The organism is Streptomyces sp. NPDC043427, assembly GCF_056436655.1.
Genome location: NZ_JBWKCC010000019.1, coordinates 1 through 19,882, shown reverse-complemented (window position 1 = coordinate 19,882; position 19,882 = coordinate 1). Strand labels below are relative to the sequence as shown.

The following is a 19,882-nucleotide window of genomic DNA, read 5'->3' as shown; positions in this document are numbered from 1 at the left end:
CTGTTTCCGGCCCGAGGGGTCGGGCTGCTTGAACGCCTCGGATTGAGGCCTGTGGATGTCGGTGCCCGAGAGCGGCCGTCCGGTTCGAGAGGACCGGACACTCGCCGGCCTTTTTCGCACTGGTCCACCCCAAAGACATCTCGATCCTCATTTCCTTCTGTTATCCCGACACGACCAAGACGACGGCGATGATCCAGCAGGACGGGGCACTCTCCCCAGCCCCCTTGGCCAAGAACGTCGCATGCCATGCAATTCCCCTGTCCGCCGTTACGGATACGAGCCAGGCATTCGGTCGCCTACATGCGGGACTTCGACGCTCGCAGTAAGAGCAGCCCACATCCCGCCGCAGCGAGGGGGCGACGTGAATGAGTGCGGGCTTTGCTCCCATGACGAACATGGCGATCACTAACAGGCCATGAGGCACGCGCACCCGAGGACGACATAGGCAAGGACTCTCACCAACGCTCTCGAATCTTCTCTCATTCTCTCGCCCTCATTTTTTGCGTCGACGCGCCACAGCGACGATGATAACCACCGCGATCATGGAGACAAGAAATACGAACAGTTCCCAACCTTCGGGTATCCAGGATCCTTTTCCGTACCCGTCTGCCAACTGCTCCATTTTCGATTACCTGCCTCTCTGCGAACGATGCCGGGGCGGAGAAGAAACGCCACCCCGGCATCGCGTTTGATTGTTTACGTCCACGCACTCATCGTTTGCTCTTACGCGAAGTTGCCTGCGCAGCCTCCAGGGACCCGGCACGAGCAACCCAGGGGCTCACGCGGAACAAAGACGCACAAGCGGTGCGCCTTCACATCCTCACCACGACACACAGCGGAGCGGCACATTCCATGGGTCAAACACGGTGCGCGACGCCTGACACGGAGAGTCAATTGACGGATTTTCTGGGGCATCACCTTTAGCACGCAAACAAATCCCCACCGTCAAAGGCGCCATCCAAGGCAAGTCGCCACCTCGCTTTCGCATTCCACGACCAACCCGGATCCTGTGACATGCCAGACAGGCATGCACGCATCAACTCAGGGCACCTGGAAGGGCTTTCTTCAAGACATCTGCATCTGCGTTGACCCGCGCGGCAGTTGATGGGGGGAGGTCTCCGCGGCGGACGGCCACCAGGGTTCGACGAACACTTCGCGGGCACGCGACCTGGACTCGGGCTCGTGGCCCGCGGTGTCGACGAGGCACCCGAGCCCCGCCGACACTGCCGCTCGGTCTCCGGCGCGCTCGTCACGCTCTCCCCTTCTCGGCGGCCATACGAGCGCGCACGGATTCCGGCGCGCGCACCACCTGCGGACCAGTCGTGTGACGCACATGATTCGGTCATCAACGCCGGAAGGCTGCGGGACGCAGCCGCCGACGGGGCTCCGGCCCGCGCACACCTCACGCTTGTCAGCCGCCGGCAGTACGGTGTCGTCCATGCGCCCCGACACGCCTGCCGAGAACCTCGACCACCCCGCCGAAGCGGCACGCCTGGAGCGGACCGCCGGCCTGTACCCGGAGGACGCCGAGGCCCTGCTCCTGCAGGCCGCGGCCCACCTGGAACTGTCCGGCGACCGCCCCGCCGCGACCACCCTCTACGACCGTCTGCTGTCCTCCGACGCCGACCTGGACAACCCCCACCTGGTCCGAGCCCTCAAGGCCTCGAACCTCTGGGAGTACGGCCACGAGGCGGAGGCCCGCGCGATCATCGACGGCCTCCGCGCCGCCGCCCCGCGCGACCCGGCCCCCTGGGTGATCGTCGCGGAGGCCCTGGAGTCCCACGACGAGCTGGAGGCGGCGCACGAGACGTTCACTGAGGGCGCGGAGCTGCTCATCCCGGAGGGCGCGGAGCCCCCGTACGCCACCCACGCGTTGTTGTTCGGCCGCCACAGGGTCCGCCGTATGCTCGGCATCGGCCACGACGAGTGGGACATGCTGGCGGACACCCTCCACTCGTCCCCGGTGTCCCTGGACGAACTCCACGACCCGAAGCGGGTGTGGTCCCTGGGCTCCGACAACCCGGCGGAACTGGAGGCGGAGATCTCCCGCCTCCGCGCCGAGCTGGGCGCGTACCGCGAGGCCCTGTCCCGCCCGTTCCCGGTGGCGGTGCTGCACTGGCCTGCGGGGGAGCTGGCGGAGCTGGTCGCCGCGTATCCCTCGCTGGAGGTGGAGTACCCGTCGCATGAGGAACACCTGGCGACGATAGAGGCGTCGCTGAGGGAGCTGGCGGCTTCCGGGACACCGAACCTGGGGATCGTGACGGGCACGGTTCCGTCCTACGAGGCGTTCGCGGCGTCGGAGCTGTCCTCTCCGGGGGATGTGACGCTGCTGCCGCAGTACGCGACGACGCTGGGGGCGCGGGGGCGGGCTGTGGCTTGGCCGCCGCAGAGGGGTGCGAAGTGCTGGTGCGGATCGGGGACGGCTTATGAGGGATGCCACGGGGTCAAGGCCTGATCTCCACTCCCCAACCAATCCGGCGCATACGGCCCGCCAGGCAGTCCTGGCGGGCTTTACGCGATCACGCACGGCGCGGTACGGCGCGAAGCCACCGCCCCCACCCAGCGTGCAGGCGAGGCGCTGCCGGGCCCCGGCCCCGGCCCACGCGAAGCCAACGCAAGGACTGCCCGCCTTGGGTCACCACCGCTCCGGGCCGCTCGCTCGCTTCTCCCCCGCGGGAGCACGACACTGCCGAAGAAGCGAGCGGTCCTACGACGCCGCACAACACCGTCCAGGCGACCAACCCTCAGAGGCCGCCCGACCTTTCCCACCAAGTTCGGTGATAGCGGACGTACTCCTCGTGCACCTTGTGCTTCCTGTCCATTTTCAGCTTCGCTCGTAGGCCATCACCGAACATGCCAGCGCGTACGACGATCGACCAGTTCTCCGCAATGGTCACAGCCCCAATGTCCAACCGCACATGGCAGTTGGGGCAGAGGCAGAGGATGTTGCGCTCCACGTCAGGGCCGTTGTGGGGATTTCCCAGAGGCTTTATATGCGCGCCTTCGCTGTACGGTTTCCCGCCCGGACCAACTAAGCGCAAGCCGCACATCTGGCATTCATGATCGTAGAGCGCCTTGATGCGCCGTACAGTCGCAGTGTCGCGCACAAGGCGTCGAACACGGGTGACGCGTGTCGTAGGATATTTTTCCGTTTCTGCCATCGCGTCCAGCAGCTCTTCCTGCTGCTCCAGCACCCCAGCAACCCTGCGCTCAGTCGCGGTGAGCTCCTGATGCGAAGCTGGTAAGCGCCGCAGGTCGAACTGGCAGATCTCAATCGGCGAGCCGTCGGGTGCCGGCACTTTGGATATAGCTGTACGGATGTCCGTGATCTCGTACAGCCCGTCATAGCGATAACCATCAGCCGGAGAATATCGCTTATCACCTTTGCGGCCGCGGATGATCCGAACGTGATATCCGCGCTCGTAGCTGAGCTTGAGTGCCGCATTGTCGCGATAGTCCCAGGATTGGCTGCGCAGAAGCGACTTGCCCCCAGGCGCCTTTTCTATGTCGGGCGATGCACCGGTGTACTGGACCCAGGCCCATCCATCCTCGTCGTCCACATAGCCACCGTTGAGCACGATGGCGTCAGCGACGTAGGTGCCGTCATCGTCCTTCAGACGCGAGATACCCCGCATGTTGTCGCTGTGGAGCTTCGCGTCCCTCACTTCAGCGCGCCCCAGGAAGACTTCGCCAGGTAAGACGCCGTCTATATGACCGATCACTCGCTCTACCATCGCACCATACTGACCGAAGATGATCACTTACGTCACGTCAGATTCTAACCTTGATCGACCGGGCACGGTCTGAGCCCTAGACGACCTTGCGTCGGTGGCCCCTGTTAGAACTGTTCATGGCGCTACAAGCGATCGAGGGGGATCAGCGTGGTTCAGCCAGGGGATCTGTCACAACCTGTCGCGGGTGTGTACGAGGAGCTCATCACCGAAGGTATGCAGGCTCAGATCGAGCAGTTGGGGGCGGCCGGCTGGAAGCCGATCCACACGGATGTCAGCGCCGAGTCCTCGCCACATGTTCTAGCCCGCTACATCGGTGAGGCCGTGGGGCGACGGTTGAGCCAACTCCCCCACGACAGGCAGGTCGCCGCGGCCAACCAGATCATGCGGTCCCTCATCAGCAGCGTGCCGGATCCGGACGGGGACGACACCCTGACCGCCATCGCTGATGGTCCTCGCCAGCTTCTCGCCCTAGCGGAGAAGGAAGCTCCTGGCGTCTACGCCATCAGGCCCCTGACTCCCCTGTCCGAGACGGCGCTTATCACCAACGCACCGGACGATCCGAGCCTTGGAACGGAGCTGCGGGCGGAGCTCGCCACCGCCGATCGCATCGACCTGCTCTGCGCGTTCGTGAAGTGGTACGGGATAAGAGTTCTCGAGGACTCGCTCCGCGCAGCCAAGGAGCGTGGCGTTCCTATCCGGGTCATCACGACCACGTACATCGGCGCCACCGATCGCCGTGCCCTGGACCGGCTGGTTCGCGAGTTCGGCGCCGAGGTGAAGGTCAACTACGAGATCAGGTCGACGCGTTTGCACGCCAAGGCGTGGCTGTTCCGCCGCAATACTGGCTTCGACACGGCATATGTCGGCAGTTCCAACCTATCGAAGGCCGCCCTGCTCGATGGCTTGGAGTGGAACGTACGGCTGTCTTCTGTCGCCACTCCGAGGGTGCTCGACAAGTTCGAGGCAACCTTCGATGCCTACTGGGCCGACGCGGCCTTCGAGAGCTACGACCCTGACCGCGACGGCCAGCGTCTGGCTGAAGCTCTCGCCCTGGCCAGCGGCACCGGGGCTGCTGGGGAACTCAAGATCAGCCTCTCTGGTCTTGAAGTGCACCCCCTCCCCCACCAGAAGGACATGCTGGAGCGCCTCCGCGTCGAACGGGAGGTCCGAGGCCGCAACCGAAACCTACTCGTCGCTGCGACGGGCACGGGCAAGACGGTCATGGCTGCCTTGGACTACCGAAGCATGCGCGACGAACGCGGCGGCAAGCTCCCCCGCTTGCTCTTCGTCGCCCACCGCAAGGAGATCCTTAATCAGTCCCTGCGGACCTACCGAGAGGTGCTCGACAACGCTTCCTTCGGCGAACTTCTCCACAGTGGCAAAGAGCCGAGCGACTGGACACATGTGTTCGCCAGCGTCCAGTCGCTCAACCTCCAGCGGCTGGAGCAGCTCAACCCCGAGCACTTCGACGTCATCGTCATCGACGAGTTCCACCACGCCACTGCCGAGACGTACAAGCGGGTCATCGAACACTTCAAGCCAACCCAGTTGTTGGGGCTCACTGCGACTCCAGAGCGCATGGACGGGCGCAGTGTGCAGAACGAGTTCTTCCATGGGCGAATTGCCGCCGAGCTACGACTTTGGGAGGCTCTTGAGAATGATCTGCTGTGCCCCTTCCACTACTTCGGGCTTCCAGACGGCACTGATCTGACCCGCCTCGACTGGCGTTCGGGCACCTACGACCGAAACCAGCTCGGCAGCGTCTTCACGGGTGACGAAGCCAGGGCCCGCATCGTCATCAAGCAGGTCGAGGACAAGATCTCGGCTCCCGCCGCCATGCGGGCACTCGGTTTCTGCGTGAGCAAGGACCATGCGCACTACATGGCGGACTGCTTCCGCCGAGCAGGGTTCCAAGCGGCGGCACTCGACAGTGACTCTAAACCCGAGGTTCGCGAGCGGACACTCGAAGATCTCAAAGCGGGCCGCATCCAGGTGATCTTCTCTGTCGATCTGTTCAACGAGGGACTGGACATCCCCGATGTCGACACGCTCCTGCTTCTGCGCCCCACCAACAGCGCGACCGTCTTCCTCCAGCAGCTCGGGCGTGGTCTGCGCCGTACGCCGCACAAGCCTGTCCTGACAGTGCTCGACTTCATCGGCCAGCATCGAGCCGAGTTCCGCTTCGAGGAGCAGTTCCGGGCCCTGACCAACCTCTCGCGTAACCGCCTCGTCGACAGCATCGAGCAGGACTTCCCGCAGCTGCCGTCTGGCTGCCAGATCATTCTGGAGGGCAAGTCCAAGGACCTGGTCCTCGACAACATCCGCACCCAGCTCAAAGCCACCATCACGACTTTGGCGAAGGAGGCCAGGGACTACCGCACCCCTCGGCTGGCGGATTACCTCCGCGAAAGTCGACGTGACATTCAGGAGCTCTACAAGAGCGACAACTCCTGGACCAAGGTGCTGCGTAAGGCGGGATTCATCCGTGACGAGGCGCCGTCGGGCGAAGCAGAACTCCTCAAGCGCGTGCATGCCTTCCTGCATGTCGACGATCCGGACCGAATCGACGCGTATCTACGCCTACTCGCAGATGACACCCCGGACTACGACTCACTGCCCGCAGAGGATCAGGCGTACGCCCGCATGCTCTTCTTCAACCTGTGGGACAACGCCGGCGGTTTCTCTAGTTACCGGCAGGGGCTTGCATCGCTGTGCCCTCAGACGGCGTTGCGTGACGAACTCCAACAGGTTCTGTCGTACGCCCGCGAAGAGGCAGACCACTTCCCCCTCCCGTTGGAGGGCCCGCTCTCACACGTCCCCTTGAAGATCCACAGCTCCTACAACCGCTCCGAGATCCTTTCAGCCCTTGGAGTAGCCCACCTGGGCGGTCAGATGCCTAGAGACTTCGGGCAAGGAGTGCGTTGGGTGGAGGAGCTTAAGACCGACGCCCTCCTCATCACCTTGGAGAAGAACGAGCGGGACTTCTCCCCCACAGTCCGCTACAAGGACTACGCCCTCAGCCCGACCCGCTTTCACTGGGAGTCCCAGAGCACCACTCCGGAAAACTCCGCGACTGGCCTGCGTTACCAACGGCACGTACGGCAGGGGAGCCACGTCCTGCTCTTCCTGCGCCGCTACAAGCGCAACAGCATCGGTAAGGCCGAGCCTTGGATGCTTCTGGGACCGGCCACCTACGCGGGGCACACCGGCAGCAAGCCGATGGCGATCACATGGGATCTGCACCACGAGCTTCCTGCCGATGTGAGTTCCTACGCCTCGATCACGAGCTGACCTTGGCGGCCTCTGCTTCGAAGTGCGTCTGGGCTCGGTCTAGGAGGTCATCGGGATCACGACCGTAGAGATGTAGCCAGTGGAGGAGGTCGGTGATGATGTCGATCGCCGCTTCCTCCGCCCGGGCCAAGCTCAACCGATGCGAGTCCGAGGCCGTCGTGCCCGGCACTCCTTCTCTCCTGTAGAGATTCAACAGCCCTTCAGCTCTGCTCAAGCACGGGCTGTTGTGCGTCGAGATGGGCAAGGCATGCTCTGACGCCAACTCGCACCAGGTCACTTTGCGATCCGCGTGAAGTTCCACTCCCCAACGCACAGCGGTGGCGTCGACAAGCGCCATCCCACGGCCTCCCTCAGAGTCAACTCCCGCCCGAAGCAGCGTGGGTAGAACCCGAGTGTCCGGGTCTTGGATCTCGATCCGCAGGTGAGGACCGCTCATGGAAACCGCGAGGGTCGTCGGCGTTCCCGTACCCACGTGGGCGATGACATTGGAAACCAGCTCGGTCACGCACAGTTGAGCGTCCTCGACCACGTCAGTCAGTCCCCAGAGACCCAAGTGAAGGCGCATCAACCGGCGGAGAGCGGCCACCTCCTGCGGCTCTGCGGCGAAGGCGAGGCTCCACGGCTTCCTGCGCGTGCGTAGGTCGTTGTGCATCACGGCACGTCCTTCCACGAGGGCTGCAGTCGCTCACTGCAACTGGTGACGCACTGAGAGTTGCAGTGAAACTCTCAAAATGGAACTCTCACCAAGGGGAGAAGGAAGCATGACGTCCACGGACGCGCCCCCGGCGCACGCCTTCTTGTCCTCGGGCTCCCATGACCCGCACGATCGAACCGATCAACACGAAGGGCCTTGAAGCATGGCAGTCGGACCCACCACCCGAAGGCGCCAGCTCGGCGCTGACTTGCGCCGCCTCCGCGAGGCGAAAGGCCTCACCTTGGAAGACGCAGGCGCCCGCGTAGGGATCTCCAAGGCGACTCTGAGCCGCTACGAGACCAAGGAAGGAACCGTCAAGTGGCCGGCTGTAGATGCCCTTTGTCGTGAGTACGGCGCCTCTGACCAGGAACGCCTCGCCTTGGTCGAACTTGCCAAGGGAGCCAAGATTCAAGGCTGGTGGCGCTCACTCGCCGACCCCATCCCCGAGTCCATGAACCTCATGCTCACGCTTGAGGACGAGGTGGTACGCGAAGACCACTACTCCTGCATGTACATCCCTGGGCTCCTCCAGACGCGCAGTTACGCCGAGGCAGTGCACCGGGCCTCCGAGGTGCACTGCTCGGAGCGGGAAGTCCAGCACATGGTCGACATTCGCATGAAGCGGCAGGAACTGCTTGATCGAGATGACCCGCCTCATCTCTGGTGCGTCATTGATGAGGCAGCGCTGCGCCGCCGAGTGGGCGGCAGTGAGGTCATGCAGGAACAGTTGCGTCATCTGCTCGAAGTGACTCAGCACCCCCACGTGACGGTCCAGGTTCTGCCGTTCTCCTCTGGGGCTCATGCAGCGGCAGTGGGCAGCTTCGCCGTCCTTCGAGGCCCAACCCGAGAGCTGGACGTGGTTTACGTGGACCTGATCGGCGGTGGACTCTTCATGGAGAAGCCACAAGAACTCGAGCGCTATAGGTTGGCGTTCGAATACCTCAGCGCCCAGGCCCTCGACCTTGAATCCTCCGCGGAGATCGTCGACCGCATAAGCAAGGAGTCCTGATGACCTCGTCCTCCCCGCACGCATGGTTCAAGTCCTCCTACAGCGGCGGTAGTGGGACCGAGTGCGTGGAGTGTGCCCGGGACGGAGGCGACACCCTCGTACGTGACTCCAAGCACGTACGAGGACCCGTCATAGCTGTCCGGCGTCAGGCTTGGGAGTTCTTTGTCGCCGGACTGCAGCAGGGAGCCTTGGAGGATCGCTGGGGTGCCGGTGTTGAGTGAGCCTTACTCACAATGAGCCTCTTCCCCTACCTCATTGCCAGCAACCCCGAGGCCATCGCCCAGGATGCGCAATCTGCTGCAATCCTCGGGCACGCCCGGGCCACGACCGCGCATTCTGGATCTCCGACGACCACAGACGGAGCGTAAGCATGACGCTCAGGTTCATCGGCACAACCAGCGACGACGGTGACTGCCCCACCCTCTACGAGATCGAGGGAACGGACGAGATCCTCGTCCAGGGCGAACGGGAGACCGACGGCATAGCAGGGATCACCGTCAGCCCTCACGACACGAGGTGTGTAGACCCGCACCGACGGTGAGCACTGTGGCCGAGCTGATCGAGGAGATCGAGCGGTTCTACGAGTCGACGGAGATCCAGCCGACCTCATAAGGCACGTCCAGGGCTCCCTGCGAGCGCACGGATGGGACGACACCCATGCATAGACCACTCCGCCACTCGCGGCCATGCCGTGGTCCACGGCCCCGGTTTCGTCCGGCTCCCGTGCCAGTTCACTCACCCGTCCGCTCACCTCCACCGCCTGTACCAACCGAGGTCCACGCTAGAAAGCCGGAGCGGTCGCTTCGGACACGGCTGGCTCCGGACACCGTGGTCCGCAAGCGCCGCTGGATCGGGGCGCGGACGGACCGTGTTACGTGGGTGCGACCCCGTAGTCTCCGTCTCGCCGTCCGAGCCCATGTCCGCACGTCCTCGACCAGGAGCGCGGATGCCAGCGGCGGCGAGCCGAAGAGGGCCTCTTCCACCTGGGCCCGGCGTTTTTCGAGCACCGGCGCACCCGGTCGGGATGGTCGGCCGCGTTGCCGTGTGCGAGGCAAAGACACGACGGTGCAACCGAGTTGCACTGGACGGACTCGGACGCGCACGACAACGACACCAGGGCCTCCCGGCATTGCTCCATGGGATTCGCATCCCCGAGCTACCGAGAGGCCCTGATCTTCATGCGCGGACAACGGCAGATCACCCTGGCGGGAGACCTGTTCGCCCCGCACGTTCCGTGATCGGTCGAGATATGGCTTCTCAGACGGTGAACAGGTAGACCGGTACGTCGCTGCCCGGGCCGTTGAAGTCGAAGTACCGGATGTGGCTCGGGTTGTCGGTGTCGGCCGGGCACGCCTTGGCGCTCCACTGCGTGCCGCTCGAGTACATGGCCTTCACCTGGGCGCACTTCCCGTCGGCCCTGGTGTCCTTCACCCAGCCGGCGATGCGCATCTTGCCGCCGGAGCAGCTGGTGGCCCAGCTGGCCTGCCCCCCGGACACACTCGCATTGACCGTTCTGTTGCACGTGACGGCACTGGCCGGAGTGCCCAGGCCGACCGTGACCAAGCCGGCCGTGGCCATGGTGAGGGCGGCACCGACGGCGATCTTCTTCTTGCCGTTCTTGATCATATTCATGCGTGTGCTCTCCTTTGGTCTTTGAAGGCCCCGTTCTCACGTCGATGGTGGCGAGCCGACCTGGTGACGACCTTGTCGAAACCTTGTCCACCCCGTGCACGCCTGCTGTGATGGGTGCGCACCCGAGGTGGTGGAGTGGACCGATCAGACGGGTTGGCATGACGGATTTTCGACTGCTGGGCCCGTTGGAGCTGCGGGTGGCCGGCCGAGCCGTGGAGCCCGGCCCGCCGCAGCGGCGGGCCGTGCTCGCCTTCCTCCTGGCAGATGCCGGCCGGCCGGTCCCGGTCGACGCGCTGGTCGACCGGCTGTGGGGTGAGCATCCGCCCGCCGAGGCCCGCGCCTCGCTCTATGCGCACATCGCCCGGATCCGTCGGCTCCTGGAGGTGACGCCAGGCGCCACGGTTCCTGAGCATGGCGACCTCGCCGCGTCACCGCGTGTCCTGCGCCGCGCCGACGGATACCTGCTCGACGTGGCCCCGGACCAGGTGGACCTGCATCGGTTCCGGCATCTGGTCGAGCAGGCCCGCGGTTTTGCCCGCACGGACGGGGAACGCGCGTTGGCGCTGCGTCAGGCGTGTGCGTTATGGCGGGGAGAACCCATGGCCGGGCTGCCCGGGCCCTGGGTGGCCCGGGCTCGGGAGAGCTGGAAGCAGGAGTACATCGCCGCGCTGGTCGCCTGGGCTCACTGCGAGCTGGAAGCGGGCAACCATGCGGCGGTGGTCGGTCGGCTGCCCGATCTGGTCGCCGAGCACCCGCTGGTCGAGCCGCTCGCCGCAGCGTTGATGAGGGCGCTGCACGTCTGCGGACGCGGCCCGGAAGCCCTGGCCTGTTTCGCCGCCCTACGGGAGCGGCTGGCCGAGGAACTCGGCACTGAGCCGGGAGCCGAGGTGCAGCGGCTGCACCAGGCGATCCTCCGCGGTGACGGCACCTCCCCCGGCCGGGCTGACCGCGACGAGGGTTCGGGAGGTGCCCGCCCCCCAGCGGTGCCCGCCGCCGTCGAGACGCGTCCCGCGACAGGCGGCCGACTGGGCCAACTGGTGGGACGTACCGAAGAGGTGGCGGTGCTCGACCGCGCCCTCGAGGACGTGGCCACCGGTGAGTCCGGCGTCCAGGCACACGTGGTGGAGCTCGCCGGTGAACCGGGTATCGGCAAGACGCGACTGCTCGCAGAACTCGGCGAGCGGGCGAGGCGGCGTGGGCTGCTGGTGTTGACCGGGCGCAGCGTGCAGTTCGATCAGGCTCCGTACGGCGCCTTCGTGGACGCGCTGGACGACCACCTCGCTTCCGCGAACCCGCGCGAGAACCCTGTGGACGCGTTGCCGAAGGCGGCCGTGCGTCAACTCGCCGCCGTCTTCCCCGCATTGTGGGACGACCGCGTGGCGGCGGGGCCGGTGCGGGCTGAGCGGTACTGGCTCCACCGGGCAGTGCGGTCGTTGCTGGAAGCCGTGTGCGGGGGCGGCCAGGGGCTCGTACTCAGCCTGGACGATCTGCACTGGGCGGACGACGCGACCGCCGAGCTGATCGACCACCTGATACGGCATCCGCCGAAGGCACGGGTGCTGCTCGCGCTCGCCCACCGTCCTCGGCAGATTCCGCCTCGTCTGTCGGCAGCCCTGACCCGGGCCGGGGCGGACAGCCGAGTGTCCCGAGTGGAGCTGGGTCCTCTGTCGTCCACGGACGCGGCGCGACTGTTCGCAGCCGACATGGGCCCAGGGCGCTGGCGGCAGCTGTATGACGTCAGCGGCGGCAATCCGTTCTACTTGGAAGCGCTGACCCGGATGCCCTCCGAGCAGCTCGCGACGCCCGCCCCGTTGGATCCGGCAGCCTCCGTGAGAGACGTGCCCCGACCAGTGCGGGACTCGCTCCTGGCGGAGCTACAGGGTCTGTCGGAGCCGGCGCGGCTCTGCGCGCGGGGGGCAGCGGTTCTCGGCGACTCCTTCTCGGCCACGATGGTCGCGGACGTCGCCGGGTCCGATCAGGCCCTCACTCTGGCAGCCCTCGACGAACTCACCGCACACGACCTGGTGCGGCCCGTGGGAGCCCCGGGCCAGTTCGGGTTCCGCCATCCGCTCGTGCGTGCCGCCGTCTACGAAGGAGCGGGCGCCGGCTGGCTGATCAGCGCGCATGGCCGCGCCGCGCGGTGCCTGGCGGCGCGCGGGGCCTCGTCGGCCGCCCAGGCCTCGCACGTCCAGCGATCGGCGCATCCGGGTGACGAGAAAGCCGCGGAGCTGCTGGCGGAGGCTGCCCGCGACGTGCTGACCATCGCTCCGGCCACCGCCGCGCAGTGGACGGAGGAAGCCCTCCGGCTGCTGGGTGACGAGAGCCGCCTCAGGCCGGAACTGTGGTTCCAGAGAGCCAGCGCGCTCGGCGCGGCCGGACGGCTGCGAGAAAGTCGTGACCTGCTGCGTGCCACGGCCTCGCTGCTGTCTCCTCAGGCGGGGGACATGCGGGTCCGGGTCGTCGTCTCCCAAGCCACGATGGAGTGGATGCTCGGCGACTACCAGCAGGCGATGCGCTTGCTGCTCCGGGAGTTGGAGGACCGGGACGGCGGGTCGGAGCATGACATAGCGGAACTGGAGATGGCGCTCGCCGCCATCGCACAGCGCACGGACGAGTTCTCCACAGCGGTCCGCTGGAGTGAACGGGCACTTGCCTCGGCGGAGAGAGCGGGCAACCCCCCGCGGCTCGCCATGGCCCGAGGGCTGCTGGCGCTCGCGTACGCTTCGACCGGCGAACACTCCCGTTCCCGCTCCCACCTCTCCCGACTGCTGGAGTCCCTCAGTGGAGCGCAGAGCGAGCAGCCGGAGTACATCGAGGTCCTTTCCGTCGTCGGCTGGACGGAACTGCTGCACGCCCGCTACGACTCGGCCCTGCACCATCTCGACCAGGGACTCGAGCTGTCCCGCCGTACTGGCAACAGCCTGTTGCTCAGCGACCTGTTCGCCGCCTCCGCACACGTCCACCTGCTCCTCGGACACCTGGACGAAGCGAGCAGATGCGCGGAGGAGGCGCTGGAAGCCGCGTCGATGGTCGGCAGCGAGGAGGCATCCTCCTTCGCCGCCGGTGTGCTCGCCGCGACTCGCCTGTGGCGAGGGGACTACGCCGCAGACGATTCCCTCTTCGAGAAGCTGGTCGCCTCGCTCCGCACGGCCGATGACTCCGAGCCCGGACGGGTCAGGTCGGTCGCGCTCGGGATTCTCGGCCAGGCCATGCTCTTCAACGGTGACCCGGACGGCTGCGTCCGCACGGTCACCCGCGCAGGCGGTGGCCCTGACCTGCCCAGGTTCGAAGCTCCCACGCGCGCTCTGTGGTTCGGGCTGCTGACCAGCGCGGAGCTGGCCAGGAACGACCTCGCCGCCGCCGGCTCCTGGACGGATCGGGCGGCCTCGGCAGCCTGTCCTGACGGACCTCACAACCAGCGGGCCTTCATCGCGCTCTCCCGCGCCGAGCTCCACCTCGCCCGGCAGGACGCCGCGGCTGCGACGCGGTTCGCACAGGAGGCCGCCGAGGTGTTCCGCACCTGCCGTATGCCGCTCTACGAAGCACTCGCGCGCATAAGGGCCGGCATCGCTCTGGCCGCGTCGTCCGAACGCAGGTTGGATGCCCTGGCCCAGCTCGAACAGGCGCAATCCCTGTCCGGGACGCGCGGCGCCCACGGTCTGTCAGCATGGGCCGAGGCGGAGTACCGCCGCATTGTCGATGCGCCCGTCCACTGAGGGCTTGCAGGGGATCAAGGTGTTGCTTGATCACCGACCCTGCGGAACTCGCCAGGGAGCCACTCTCGGGTGTCGGCTGAGGAGGAGCCCCCGGACGGCGCGAGTGCCGTTTCCTTCGAACCGGCAGCCGTACGGAACCGACGGGCCCGTTCCCGGTGTCGTAAGGGCCGTATAGGCTCAGGGCCCCCTTGAGTGCCCTGTATCGGCAGAGGAGTTCGGCATCACATCGGGGAGGCTCCCATGGCTACCAGCGCAGGCGACTTACTGAGCCCGCTCAGACCGGAAGACCCGCGAGAAACCGCCGGCTACCGGCTGCGGGCGCGGATCGGCGAAGGCGGTATGGGCACCGTCTACCTCTCGCACACCCGCGGCGGCCAGCCGGTCGCGCTGAAGGTGATCCGCCGCGAGTACGGCCAGGACCAGGAGTTCCGCCGCCGTTTCGAGCAGGAGGTCCAGGCGGCCCGCCGGGTGCACGGCTACCACGTCGTACCGGTGGTCGATCACGACACGACCGGCGAACTTCCCTGGCTGGCCTCGGCGTTCATCGCGGGTATCCCGCTGCACAACGCGCTCGCGGCGTTCGGTCCGCTGCCGCTGCCCGCGGTCTTCCAGCTGGTCGGCTGTACGGCCCGCGCCCTGTCCGCGATCCATGCGGCAGGCGTTGTCCACCGCGACCTCAAGCCCAGCAACATCCTGTTGGGCTCCCAGGGCCCGTACGTCATCGACTTCGGCATCGCGCGCGCCGCCGACGCCACCCAGCTCACCCGGTCCGGCGGTGTGATCGGCACCCCGCAGTACATGTCGCCGGAGCACGCGCTGGGCGAGCATGTCGGGCCGGCCACCGACGTCTTCTCGCTCGGCCTGATCGCGGCTGTCGCAGCCGCGGGGCGCCATCCGTACGGCGACGGCGGCGCCATCACGATCGCCGCCCAGATCGCGAACACGGCTCATCGCCCGCCCCGGCTCGGCGGATACGACGACAAGCTGCGCCCCCTGCTGGAATCCTGCCTGGCAGCGGACCCGGACGAGCGCATCGGCACGGAGGAGCTGGCTGTGCGCTGTCAGGAGCTGGCCGGCGGCCCGCTCAGCGACTTCGGCGACTGGCTCCCGGCCCCGCTCGCCGCCGAGGTCGTCCGCCGAGAGCAGGCCGCGCAGGCCCCGCCCCCGCCGACCGTTCCTCCGGTCCCGACGGCCGTCCCGACAGCACCCCCTGAGGCCGCCCCCACGACACCGCCGCCGTCCCCGGCCACCGAGCACGGGTCCACCGGGATGAACGAGGCGACGGGACCGCAGGCTCCGACCGCGACGTCTGCCGAGGGCTTCGGCCCGGCGGGCTCGGTACCCACGCCGGGCTACGGCTACCCACCGCCCGCCACCGGCACCTACAACCTCACCCCGGCCGACCCCGCGTCGGCCTCTCCCGCTCCCGCGAGGCGCCGGGGCCTGAAGACGGCCCTCATCGCCGCCGCCCTGGTCCTCGCGATGGGCGCGGGCGCGGCGGGGGCCGTGTGGGTGCTCGACAAGGACGACAACGGCCGACGCAACGACCAGGCGGACGGCAACGGCGGCACGGCGAGCTCGACGCCGGGCGCGTCCGGGACCGACGCCGACGGGACACCGGGCGACGGGGAGGGGACGACGCCTTCCACGTCCCCGTCGGCGCCGGCGAAAGCGTCGTACGAGCTGAAATTCGAGGACAGGGACTTTACGCTCCGCACGCCCACCACGCTCGGCCTGACCGCCGTCGACCTTGACGAACCGAAGGCTGACACCGAGGACGAGATGGAGGATGCGCTGCGGGACATGACCGTCGAGGACACCAACTGGTCGTTCTGGACCACGATGGGCAAGAGCGCGGGCACCACGGCCGAGGAGTGCCGGGAGGGAGCGGAGACGGATGTCCTGCCCGACACGGTGGACAAGGACTCCTTCGGCGAGAAGGCGCTGATCAGCAAAGGCGCCCGCCTCTGCACGGTCACCAGTGACGGCAACCTCGCCATGTACGAGATCACCGCGATGAGCACCCCGCCCAGGTGGGGCAGCAAGATACCCACCGTCCAGGGCAAGCTGACCCTCTGGAAGATCACCGAGTAGGACCAGGTTGTCGTCGAGGGACCAGGTGCGGGTGTCGACGATGGCGGTGCGGGTGGAGAAGTTGGTGCCGGCGTAGGAGTCGCCGCTGACGAAGACCGTCCAGGCGACCAGGTGGCCGGAGGGCGAGACGCGGGCACGGGGTGGGGATGCCGGCGGCCGGGACGCCGTAACCCTAGGGGCGGGCGAGGGGACCCGGCCGCGCGTCGTGAGCGAAGATCAGACGAACGGTGGGCCCTTCGGGCAAAGCCCGCGTCAAGCGGTCACCATCCCGGTAAAGCCCGGGTCAAGCGGATCGCCGACGAGGTGGGGGCGTGGTGGCAGCCTTCAGCCTTGACTGCGGTTGAGGTCACGCAGGGTGGTCCGGGCCGTGTGGCGGACGCGCCTGGTGCGGCCTTGCTCGGCGAGGAGTGCCAGTGCCTCGGGGTTCGCCGACGTCTCGGCGAGCTTGCGTTGCAGCCAGTCGGAGGCCTGCGTCAGGGACTTGGGGGTCCAGGGGCGGGCCAGTGCGACGGACCGGAGGAGGGCCCATTCCTGGAGACGGGTCGTCAGGAAGGGGTGATCGGCCGTCGCCGCCGTCATCGACTCCGACCATGGTGGGTAGGCCGGGGTCAGGTGGAGGGCCGTCGCCCGTTCGTCCAGATGGTCGAGTACGGCCGACCGGGCCATCACGGGGTCCGGGTCCTCCAGGATCCTGCGGATCAGGGGGACTTCCTCGGCGGCCGACGCCTGCCGCAGCTCCCTCACGTACGTCGCGAATCTCGCGTGTTCCGGCGGCTGGGTCTCGCTCACCGTGCCGCCTTCGCGTTCACGAACCCGGCGATCGCCCCGTACAGCGCGTCCGGCTGGTCCAGGTGGACGTCGTGGGCCGCGTGCGGCACGACCGTGACCTGGGTGGCGGGGCGGCGGGTGCGCATCTGCGCCGCCTCCTGCTCCGGCATCATGCCGTTCTCGCCCCGGATCACCAACGTGGGGCAGGTGATGCGCGACCACTCCTCCCAGTAGTCGTCCGTCGCCAGTTCCGCGACCGCGGCGAGCATCGTGGCCCGGTCGACTCGCGCCCAGCCGCCGTCCTCCCGCCAGTCCAGGCCCTTCGCCCAGGCCTCATGACCGAAGAAGGCCGTCGCGTCGGCCAGGGTCGGGAAGGGGGTCGGCCAACTGTCCAGCCACGTCGCGATCGTGCTCGGGAGGCCCGGGTTCGGGCCGGCCGGGCCCGCCTCCACCACGATCAGGGCGTCGGACAGGGACGGGTGGGCCGCCGCCGTGAGCAGGGCCGTCAGGCCGCCCAGGGACTGGCCCACGAGGATCACGCCTCGCAGGGACAGGGTGTCGATCAGGGTGACGGCGTCCCGTACCGCCGCCGCTCTCGTCATGTCCCCCGGCGCGCGCGTGCTCTCGCCGTGGCCTCGCGCGTCGTACGCCACGACGCGGTGGCCGTCCGCCAGGAGGCGCGGGGTCAGGGCGTCCCATTCGGCCATGTGGCCCGCCAGTCCGTGGAGCAGGAGGACCGGGGGCCGCTGCTCGGGGATGCGCGGAGCGTGGTCGCGGTAGGCGATGCGGGTGCCGTCGGGGGTGGTGAGGTGGGCGGTGGTCGTCAACTGGGCCGGCTCTTCCCGTCGTACCGAGAGTCTGTCGGTCGTCAGGGTCTCCTGTGCGGCCCGGCCGCCACCAGTGAATTGACGGCCGGGACCGCTCCCCCGGGCTCAGCCCTTGACCGCGGAGCTGGCGACGCCCTGGACGAACCAGCGTTGGAAGAAGGCGAAGACCACCAGGACGGGGAGGACGAGGAGGACGCCGAAGGCGAGGATCTGGCCCCAGTCCGGGGGCTGCTGGCCCTGGAAGACGCTCATCTCCAGGGGGAGGGGGCGGACCGACGGGTCGGAGACCATCAGGACCGGCCAGAGGAAGGAGCCCCACTGGGTGAGGAAGGTGAGGATCGCGACGGAGGCGAACACCGGCTTCGACATCGGCACGATGATCGCGAAGAAGGTCCGCCACGGGCCCGCGCCGTCCAGCCGGGCCGCCTCCTCGATGCTCGGCGGGATCGTGCGGAAGAACGTGTGGAACTGGTAGACGGAGAAGGCGTTGGCGATGAAGGGGATCGCCTGGACGAAGAGCGTGTTGCGCTGGTCGTTGAACATGTAGAACAGCGGGACCGCCACCGACTCGAACGGGATCAGCATCAGGAGGAGGACCAGCGTGAAGACGGCCTCCCTGCCCCGCCACTTCAGCCGTGAGAGCCCGTACGCGGCCATCGAGTTGACGAACAGGCCGCCCGTGACGACCACGAACGACAGCAGCAGTGAGATGCCCATGAAGCGCCAGAAGTAGCCGGTGCTGTCGGAGTTGAGGCTGTCGAGGACGGCGGAGTAGTTGTCGAAGGACAGGTGGGTCGGGAGGAAGCCGGACAGGCCGTCGAGGACCTCGTCGGACGGCTTGAGGCTGCCGAGGAAGAGATAGAGGACGGGCAGCGCGAAGACGAAGGCCAGGACGGAGAGGACGGCGTAGTCGAGGACGCGGCGCAGGGGCCTGCCGGTCGTACGCGGTACACGGGTCGGGCGCGGCATGCGGGTCGTACGGGTCATGGCCATGGGTCAGTCCTCGTTGTCGGGCCGGACGACGCGGCGCTGGATCAGGGTCAGGACCACGACGATCAGGAAGAACACGACCGTGATCGCGGACGCCTGGCCGATGTTGTTCTGGTCGAAGGCCGTGGTCACGGCCTGGTACATCACGGTGCGGGCGGCGTCCTCGTCGAGACCACCGCCTCGGACGAGGACGTAGACCTGGTCGAAGACCCGGAAGGACAGCACCGAGGTGAGCAGCGCGACGAACACGAGGGTGCCCCGGATGCCGGGGAGCGTGACGTGCCGGAACTGCTGCCAGCGGGAGGCCCGGTCGAGTTCGGCGGCCTCGTACAGCTCACCCGGTATCTGCTGGAGGCCGGCGAGCAGGATGACCATCTGGAAGCCGACACCCTGCCAGACGGAGAGGACGATGATCGACGCCATGGCCGTGGCGCTGTCGCCGAGCCAGTCGAAGGCGCCCCAGTTGCCGAAACTCACCACGTCCAGAGCGGAGTTGAGTATGCCCTGCTCGCTGCGGGCGAGGATCAGCCGCCAGATCACGGCGACCAGCGCCATCGGGAAGACGACGGGCATGAAGAAGAAGGACCGGAACAGGCCGATGGCCTTGAGCTTGCGGTTCAGCAGGATCGCCAGCCCCAGTGCCAGGCCCGTCTGGAGGGGGACGACGACCACGGCGAAGGTCAGGTTGTTCAGCAGCGCCCGCAGGAACGGCCCTGAGAGGTCCGGGTCGGTGAACAGCCGCCGGTACTGCTCCACTCCGAAGAAGGTCGGTTCCAGCGGCGAGCCCAGGCGCACGTTGTAGAAGGAGAGCACCACGGCGTAGCCGAAGGGGATGCCGACGAAGGCGATGAGTCCGCCGACGGCGGGGGCGGACATGAGCAGTCCGTGCAGCCAGTCACGGTTCTTGCGCGCTGTGCGCGAGGTGCGCGTCGGGGGTGCGGGCTGCACGGAGGTCACGGGCGGTGCCAGGTCCGGGCCGGGCGGCGCGGCGTGCGCGGGTTCCACGGATTTCACGGGTGGGGTCCTCTTCCCGGCGGGGGGGGGGGGGGGGGGGGGGGGGGGGGGGGGGGGGGGGGGGGGGGGGGGGGGGGGGGGGGGGGGGGGGGGGGGGGGGGGGGGGGGGGGGG

At 67.5% G+C, this 19,882-nt stretch carries 13 protein-coding genes and 2 pseudogenes; 7 read left to right on the top strand and 8 right to left on the bottom strand.

The window, feature by feature from the left end; translation table 11 throughout:
* Positions 1 to 1,438: 1,438 nt before the first annotated feature.
* The gene (locus tag AC067M_RS27185) at positions 1,439 to 2,455 is read left to right on the top strand and encodes a hypothetical protein (RefSeq protein ID WP_478699646.1); all 1,017 of its coding nucleotides are present in this window, start codon (positions 1,439 to 1,441) and stop codon (positions 2,453 to 2,455) included.
* A 289-nt stretch (positions 2,456 to 2,744) separates the two neighbouring features.
* Here the strand turns inward: AC067M_RS27185 and AC067M_RS27180 are convergent, their stop codons facing one another.
* Positions 2,745 to 3,761, bottom strand: coding sequence for a YDG/SRA domain-containing protein (locus AC067M_RS27180; protein WP_478699645.1), 1,017 nt, complete (start codon positions 3,759 to 3,761; stop codon positions 2,745 to 2,747).
* Positions 3,762 to 3,947: 186 nt separating this feature from the next.
* Here AC067M_RS27180 and AC067M_RS27175 point away from each other — a divergent pair, with 186 nt between their 5' ends.
* Complete coding sequence (locus tag AC067M_RS27175; protein WP_478699800.1) at positions 3,948 to 7,025, top strand: DEAD/DEAH box helicase; 3,078 nt, start codon at positions 3,948 to 3,950, stop codon at positions 7,023 to 7,025.
* On the opposite strand, the gene AC067M_RS27170 is transcribed toward AC067M_RS27175, so the two are convergent.
* Positions 7,015 to 7,677, bottom strand: coding sequence for an ATP-binding protein (locus AC067M_RS27170; protein ID WP_478699799.1), 663 nt, complete (start codon positions 7,675 to 7,677; stop codon positions 7,015 to 7,017). The genes AC067M_RS27175 and AC067M_RS27170 overlap by 11 nt on opposite strands.
* A gap of 205 nt (positions 7,678 to 7,882) precedes the next feature.
* Between AC067M_RS27170 and AC067M_RS27165 the strand changes: the two genes are divergently transcribed.
* The 3 genes and pseudogenes from AC067M_RS27165 to AC067M_RS27155 form a co-directional block, all read left to right on the top strand.
* Positions 7,883 to 8,728: a helix-turn-helix domain-containing protein gene (locus AC067M_RS27165; RefSeq protein WP_478699644.1), complete on the top strand. Its 846-nt coding sequence runs from the start codon at positions 7,883 to 7,885 to the stop codon at positions 8,726 to 8,728.
* Positions 8,728 to 8,949 carry a DUF397 domain-containing protein gene (locus tag AC067M_RS27160; protein ID WP_478699643.1) on the top strand — a complete coding sequence of 74 codons (222 nt, stop codon included), beginning with the start codon at positions 8,728 to 8,730 and terminating at the stop codon, positions 8,947 to 8,949. The genes AC067M_RS27165 and AC067M_RS27160 overlap by 1 nt, the downstream gene beginning before the upstream one ends.
* Positions 8,950 to 9,098: 149 nt before the next feature.
* Positions 9,099 to 9,206, top strand: a pseudogene (locus AC067M_RS27155) (DUF6879 family protein); the annotation flags it as partial.
* A gap of 779 nt (positions 9,207 to 9,985) precedes the next feature.
* Here AC067M_RS27155 and AC067M_RS27150 read toward each other — a convergent pair.
* Positions 9,986 to 10,360: a hypothetical protein gene (locus AC067M_RS27150; protein ID WP_478699642.1), complete on the bottom strand. Its 375-nt coding sequence runs from the start codon at positions 10,358 to 10,360 to the stop codon at positions 9,986 to 9,988.
* A 158-nt stretch (positions 10,361 to 10,518) separates the two neighbouring features.
* Here AC067M_RS27150 and AC067M_RS27145 point away from each other — a divergent pair, with 158 nt between their 5' ends.
* The gene (locus tag AC067M_RS27145) at positions 10,519 to 14,076 is read left to right on the top strand and encodes a BTAD domain-containing putative transcriptional regulator (protein ID WP_478699641.1); all 3,558 of its coding nucleotides are present in this window, start codon (positions 10,519 to 10,521) and stop codon (positions 14,074 to 14,076) included.
* Between the two features lie 240 nt (positions 14,077 to 14,316).
* The gene (locus tag AC067M_RS27140) at positions 14,317 to 16,170 is read left to right on the top strand and encodes a serine/threonine-protein kinase (protein ID WP_478699640.1); all 1,854 of its coding nucleotides are present in this window, start codon (positions 14,317 to 14,319) and stop codon (positions 16,168 to 16,170) included.
* Positions 16,171 to 16,173: 3 nt separating this feature from the next.
* Here AC067M_RS27140 and AC067M_RS27135 read toward each other — a convergent pair.
* From AC067M_RS27135 to AC067M_RS27115, 5 genes and pseudogenes are all read right to left on the bottom strand, one after another.
* Positions 16,174 to 16,323: pseudogene (locus tag AC067M_RS27135) on the bottom strand (TolB-like translocation protein); the annotation flags it as partial.
* 171 nt (positions 16,324 to 16,494) lie between these two features.
* Positions 16,495 to 16,959, bottom strand: coding sequence for a hypothetical protein (locus AC067M_RS27130; RefSeq protein ID WP_478699639.1), 465 nt, complete (start codon positions 16,957 to 16,959; stop codon positions 16,495 to 16,497).
* Positions 16,956 to 17,765, bottom strand: a complete 810-nt coding sequence (locus AC067M_RS27125; RefSeq protein ID WP_478699638.1) for an alpha/beta fold hydrolase — start codon at positions 17,763 to 17,765, stop codon at positions 16,956 to 16,958. Before AC067M_RS27125 ends, AC067M_RS27130 begins: the two co-directional genes overlap by 4 nt.
* 105 nt (positions 17,766 to 17,870) lie before the next feature.
* Positions 17,871 to 18,752 carry a carbohydrate ABC transporter permease gene (locus AC067M_RS27120; protein WP_478699798.1) on the bottom strand — a complete coding sequence of 294 codons (882 nt, stop codon included), beginning with the start codon at positions 18,750 to 18,752 and terminating at the stop codon, positions 17,871 to 17,873.
* A 9-nt stretch (positions 18,753 to 18,761) separates the two neighbouring features.
* Entirely contained in the window at positions 18,762 to 19,769 is a 1,008-nt protein-coding gene (locus tag AC067M_RS27115; protein WP_478699637.1) for a carbohydrate ABC transporter permease, read from the bottom strand.
* Between the last annotated feature and the right edge of the window lie 113 nt (positions 19,770 to 19,882).

What these genes read in the sequence shown, in the direction of transcription:
- AC067M_RS27150 (WP_478699642.1), bottom strand. Translation starts at nt 10,360, where the DNA reads ATGAATATGATCAAGAACGGCAAGAAGAAGATCGCCGTCGGTGCCGCC.
- AC067M_RS27170 (WP_478699799.1), bottom strand. Translation starts at nt 7,677, where the DNA reads ATGCACAACGACCTACGCACGCGCAGGAAGCCGTGGAGCCTCGCCTTC.
- AC067M_RS27120 (WP_478699798.1), bottom strand. Translation starts at nt 18,752, where the DNA reads ATGACCCGTACGACCCGCATGCCGCGCCCGACCCGTGTACCGCGTACG.
- AC067M_RS27165 (WP_478699644.1), top strand. Translation starts at nt 7,883, where the DNA reads ATGGCAGTCGGACCCACCACCCGAAGGCGCCAGCTCGGCGCTGACTTG.
- AC067M_RS27175 (WP_478699800.1), top strand. Translation starts at nt 3,948, where the DNA reads ATGCAGGCTCAGATCGAGCAGTTGGGGGCGGCCGGCTGGAAGCCGATC.
- AC067M_RS27145 (WP_478699641.1), top strand. Translation starts at nt 10,519, where the DNA reads ATGACGGATTTTCGACTGCTGGGCCCGTTGGAGCTGCGGGTGGCCGGC.
- AC067M_RS27185 (WP_478699646.1), top strand. Translation starts at nt 1,439, where the DNA reads ATGCGCCCCGACACGCCTGCCGAGAACCTCGACCACCCCGCCGAAGCG.
- AC067M_RS27140 (WP_478699640.1), top strand. Translation starts at nt 14,317, where the DNA reads ATGGCTACCAGCGCAGGCGACTTACTGAGCCCGCTCAGACCGGAAGAC.
- AC067M_RS27160 (WP_478699643.1), top strand. Translation starts at nt 8,728, where the DNA reads ATGACCTCGTCCTCCCCGCACGCATGGTTCAAGTCCTCCTACAGCGGC.